Raw genomic sequence first — 5,343 nt, 5'->3', positions numbered from 1 at the left:
GTACAGCGTAGTCGGACCGATCGTGTATGACGCGGCGAGTCCACCGATGTTTTGCGTCTTATTGTTGAGCGCGTGCGTCTGGCTGAATACGCCGCCAACTGAGAACGGGCCGGTCGTATAACTGAGCGAGATTGCCGCCTGCGAACCGGCGGAGATACTGCCGGGCTGGCCGCCAAGACCATAGCTCGCCCCAACATATAAGCCGTGAAACGTGCCTTCATACTTCACCATGTTGCTATAGCGGGCATCGGACTGGTAAAAATACCAGGAGTTGTTGTAGTAGTTGCCCACTGTCAACGGGTCGTAGTTGGCCAGGGTCGTGAAGAACAGCGTGTCTTGCCGGCCCAAAGTGACCGCACCCCAGTTACCCTGCAACCCGACATACGCGTGACGGTTGAACATCGTGTTGGCCGAATCGAGGGCGCCGCTTTCCGGCTGAAAACCACCCTCAAGGTCAAATATAGTGCTCAAACCACCACCCAGATCTTCATTACCCTTGAAGCCGAAACGGCTTGCATTGACGGCACCGTCGGTCATTTGTATCAAGTGACCGCCGCTGGGGTTTGCATGGTTCTGATAGAGCACGCTTGTATCTACCACCCCGTAAAGCGTCACGCTCGATTGCGCATAGGCGTGTCCGAACGAAAGCAGGCCCGGAACGATTGCGGCGATTATTTTTTTCATGAACTTTCCAAGTAAGAAACACGTCATTGCTAGTACATGCCGATTGGCCAGTTGTGGCTGCACGGCTTTTACGAATCAGCGGCTGAGTTTCTGCAGGACCGGTTCCAATCGATCCAGCGCCGCGGCCGTGGTCAGCGGCCCCGGCGAAAAGCGTAGCGTGCGGCCGCGTGAATCGACTTCGAAACCGTGCAGCCTCAATTCGCGGACGACCGCGTCGGCCTCCAGGCCCTCTGGCAGCCTTGCCATGACACTGCCGCCACGCTGATCATCAGCGCGTGGCGACGACAACTCGAAGCCGACGTTATCGACGACCTGGACCAGGCGATGGGACAGCATCAGGTTGTGCGCGCGGACCGAGCCGCGTGGCTGCGCAAGTAACCACTCCAGTCCGGGGGTAGACGCAATGAACGGTAGAAAGGACGGCGTACCGTTGTCGAAGCGCCGTGCTTCGGTCGCCAGCGAAAAGCGCGTGATATCCCAGTTGAACGGGTCAGGCTGACTGAACCAGCCCTGGAAAAGCGGAGCCAGGCCCTCATCGAGCAAATGCGGCGCGATGTACGCCAGACCCGTGCCCGGGGCACCGCACAGCCACTTTAGTGCGGTGCTTGCGACGAAGTCCACGCGCGGCGCGCTGACATTGAAATCCAGTACGCCAGCCGCTTGGGTGATGTCAACGGCAATCAGGCTTTGCCGGGCTCGGCCATGCTCGGCCAGACGATCCAGATCGGCGCGCTTCGAAGCGGTCGACGTAACCCAGGTGATGATCGCCAAGGCGACCTGATTGTCCCAATGCTCGATGAACGCGTCGTCGGTGACGTACGAGGCGTCGGCCGCCAGCGGCACCGTAACGAGATGAAAACCAATGCGCTCGGCAAGGCCACTAAGCAGAAAGTGGAGGCTTGGAAAACAGTCCGCGGCGATCAGCACCTTCTTGCCGCGCAGTCGCGCCGGCCCCAGCGCGGACACAAAGCGGCCGAACGCTTCTGTCACGTTTTCGCTCGCGAACGCGTTGGCGGGTTCGCAGCCGACTAACCTTGACCAAAGCCCCAGCATCTTGTCGCGTGCTTGCAGTCCGTAGTCCCACCGTGGGCTCTCGCGCCGGCACCACTGCCGGTTGTAGTCGGCCAATGCCGCGCCGACCACCGTTTCGTGATCGGGGAAAAGACCGACTGAGTGATACATCAGCCAGCCGTCGTAGTTATCTTTGGGGTATGTCATTCGTTACTGTCCTTTCGGTGGCCACTACGCGCGGCCAGATACGCTGAAGGATCGCCTCATGGGCACCTTCAGCGCGCTTGACTAGTTAAGGAGTTGTGCCCGGACTGCTGCGATGTCAGGCTGCAGCCAGCGTCGCGAAACGCTTGCGGTAGACGAAATAAAGAATCGAGATCCCAACCAGCCAGGGCACGCCGACGATCCACGAGATGTCCCAAAACGAGGTATCGAGACCCATGGTGATCAGGATCGCGCCCAGCAATACCAGCCCGAGGATCTGTGCATACGGGAAGAACGGCATGCGGACCGGTAATGAACGTCCCTGCCACGCCTGGCGAAAACGCAAGTGAGTGACGAGGATGAACATCCAGACCATGATCCCGCCGAACAACGCGATACCGAACAGATAGTTATAGGCAAGCGGGCTGAAGACTGAGATCAACGCGGCGACAGCCACTCCGGCGCTGGAGATCAGCGTAGCGACAACCGGCGTGCCTTTTGCCGTCAGCTTGCCGAACCAACTGGGCGCAAGCCCGGCGCGGGCCAGTGAAAACAGCATGCGTGACGACAGGTACAGGTTGGTGTTCATGCTGGACAACGCGGCTGTGATCACCACGAAATTCATGATGCCCGCGGCATGCCATATTCCGGCGTGAGCAAACACACGAACAAACGGACTCTGCTGGACCACCTTTGCACCTGCCTCGGTCCATGGCAGGTAGGTCATCATGATTCCGAGCGCCAGTATGTAGAACAGGCTCAGGCGCAACACCATTGAGCGGAGCGCGAGCGGCACCGCACGTGTTGGATCTTTTGCCTCGCCCGAGGTGACCGCCACCACTTCCACGCCGTAGAACGAAAAGATCGCAATCAGCACGCCCATCCAGACCCCGCTGAAACCATGCGGCATAAAACCGCCAGGCAAGCCAACGAGGTTGTGTATGCCAACCGGCCCCGCATGGGTGCCAAGTCCGAAGATGGCACCCAACCCGAAGATGATGAACAGGATAATGGCGATCACCTTGATCAGCGAGAACCAGTACTCAAACGATCCGAAGTTGTTGACCGAGCGGCAATTGACGTACACCAGGATTGCACCGAAACCCAGTGACCATATCCACACAGGAATGCTCGGAAACCAGAAACTCATGTAGACGCCGACGGCCACCGCTTCGCCACCGACCGCCACAATCTCGATGATGCAATAGGTGTAGCGCACGACGAAGCCCGACCAGCGATTCAAATACATCTCGGCATAGGTGCCGAACGACCCCGCAGACGGATGCGCGACCGCCATTTCCGCGAGGCTGAACACCATGATCACGGCAATCACCGCAGCAATCGCATAACTGATCAAAACGGCCGGCCCGGCATAACCGATGGCGATGCCGCTGCCCATGAAAAGACCGGTGCCAATAGCGCCACCGATCCCAATCATGGCGATTTGCCGTTCACTGAGCACCTTCTCAAGCCCTGATTCTCTTGACGTTGCAGAAGTTCGTTCCACTGTCTGTCCTTTTGGATGATCAGTCGGTGTTTGTTGCGCTTGCATATTCCTACTTCTGAATTCAGTTTTTTTGCTCAAAATTTCGGGAGCAGGCTTTTTGTAAAACGGCTTACTTTCGTCCGATTGGTCAGACCTTGACCCGACCAATCCGTGAGTCATCCGGTGCACAAGGTAGAGCGCAGGCAAGACGCGCGACTCGTCAGAGCGAAGGCCAAGCGTCTGGCGATCGAGCTCGCAAAGCCGTGAAGGATGTCAGAGACACCCAGACCCTCTCTGAGGCGAGCTACGTTGACCTAAAACTGGCTTCGACGTCGCTGCGCGACGAACGTCTCCAGTCGGTCCATCGCCGTCATGAGACTGGCATCGCTACGCGCATAGCAAAGCCGGATCTGCTGCGCGGCATCGTCGCCAAATGCAATGCCCGGCGCCAGGCCGACACCCGCATCAAGGACCGCGCGCTTGCAGAAATCGAGTGTATCGGTGACGCCTTCAATGCTGAACATGGTGTAGAACGATGCATGGTTGGGCACGATGTTCACGCCTGGCATTGAATGTAGCCGGTCAAGCACAATCTCTCGGCCGCCCCGGCACCGCTCCACGAACGACTGAACAAAAGACTCGCCCTCGTTCAGCGCGACAACTGCGCCTTCTTGCAAGAAAGCCTGGCCGCCACTGGTGTTGAACTGAATAAGCTTCTCAAAGGTGTCGAGAAAGGTTTCCGGGTAGATCATCCACCCCATCCGCCAACCCGTCATCGCCCAAGCTTTGGAGAAGCTGTTCACGACGAAGACCGGATCTTGGGGTGTTGCAAGTTCGGCAAGCGACGTCGCATAGGGGCGGTCATATACGATCCGCTGATACACCTCGTCCGCGATGATCGCAATTCCGCGTTCACGAGCGAATGCCAGCAGGCGCTGCTGCTGGTCGCGTTCAAGCATCCAGCCAGTCGGGTTGCCCGGCGATGCGTAGTAAACGGCCTTGGTGCGGGCATCGCATGCGGCGAAAAGTTCTTCTAGGTCCAGGTGCCAGCCATCGTCTCCGTGTTGCAACGACACGGTGCGCACGTCCGCACCAGTAATGCGTGCTGCCCGCAGGATATTGGGCCAGGACGGGGTGACGCATACGATGTTGTCGCCAGGATTCACGATGGCCTGGGCGATCAGCATCACCGCATTCATACCCGAAGAGGTAACGGCCACGCGCTCATCGGCGATCGCGAGGCCGGAAAGCCGAGCGTAGTAGGCGCGGATGGCTTGGCGCAACTCGGGAATGCCGCGGTTCTGGGAATAGAACGTCTTGCCTTCGGCTAGCGCCCGACTGGCCGCATTACAGAATGCCTGCGGAGTCGGCAAATCGCTTTCACCAGCCCACAAGCCGATGACATCGGGACGGCCAATACCAAGACGCCACACTTCAATAATGGGTGAATCAGGTAGGTCAACGATTGACTGTCGTACAAGAGACATTAGTTTTTCTCTATCGAGAGAGGTAGTCACGTACCGGCGCGGCGACAAAACGCAGTTCACGCCTTATTTCTAATATTCAAGATTCTGAATTCAGATTATCGGGACGCTTTTTTTGTGTCAAGCATTTACGACTGAGGGTTTACATGAGCGGCAAGGCAATTGCATCAAGGGCGCCGCAAACAGCCGAATGGCAGTGACGAGGTTTGGTTACCCATTATCGATTGAATGGGACCGACACTCGCGTGCCGATTGGCGGCGCATCAGTTGGGTCAGTCAGCCACTAACCACAGGTCAGACCGGAGGCACTCATTCGCCCAATCCCGTTCGAATCAAGCAGAATTAAATCACCGTTTCGGGTGTTTACCCGCATCAACGATTTACTAGAATATGTTTAACGACCCTAAACGAAATTTGTTTATCGCCGTGCAAAAACAAACTTCGGAGGTAAGTCATCGTGAAGTATCTAATCTC

The 5,343-nt window shown here is 57.4% G+C and carries 4 protein-coding genes; all 4 read right to left on the bottom strand.

The features are described from left to right. Nucleotides 1-684: porin (locus WCA53_RS20905; RefSeq protein ID WP_423915125.1), on the bottom strand; the 684-nt coding region annotated here is incomplete at its 3' end. A 75-nt stretch (nucleotides 685-759) separates the two neighbouring features. Next, complete coding sequence (locus WCA53_RS20900; protein ID WP_423915122.1) at nucleotides 760-1,902, bottom strand: aminotransferase class V-fold PLP-dependent enzyme; 1,143 nt, start codon at nucleotides 1,900-1,902, stop codon at nucleotides 760-762. 115 nt (nucleotides 1,903-2,017) lie between these two features. Next, on the bottom strand, nucleotides 2,018-3,406 hold the full coding sequence (locus WCA53_RS20895) for an amino acid permease (protein ID WP_423915119.1): 1,389 nt from the start codon (nucleotides 3,404-3,406) through the stop codon (nucleotides 2,018-2,020). 293 nt (nucleotides 3,407-3,699) lie between these two features. Next, the gene (locus WCA53_RS20890; RefSeq protein ID WP_423915117.1) at nucleotides 3,700-4,872 is read right to left on the bottom strand and encodes a pyridoxal phosphate-dependent aminotransferase; all 1,173 of its coding nucleotides are present in this window, start codon (nucleotides 4,870-4,872) and stop codon (nucleotides 3,700-3,702) included. Nucleotides 4,873-5,343 lie beyond the last annotated feature (471 nt).

The sequence above is a fragment of the Caballeronia sp. genome (genome assembly GCF_049581465.1).
Taxonomy (GTDB): Bacteria; Pseudomonadota; Gammaproteobacteria; order Burkholderiales; family Burkholderiaceae; genus Caballeronia.
Note: the sequence above shows the minus strand (reverse complement) of the source record. Positions and strands in the feature narration are given on the sequence as shown.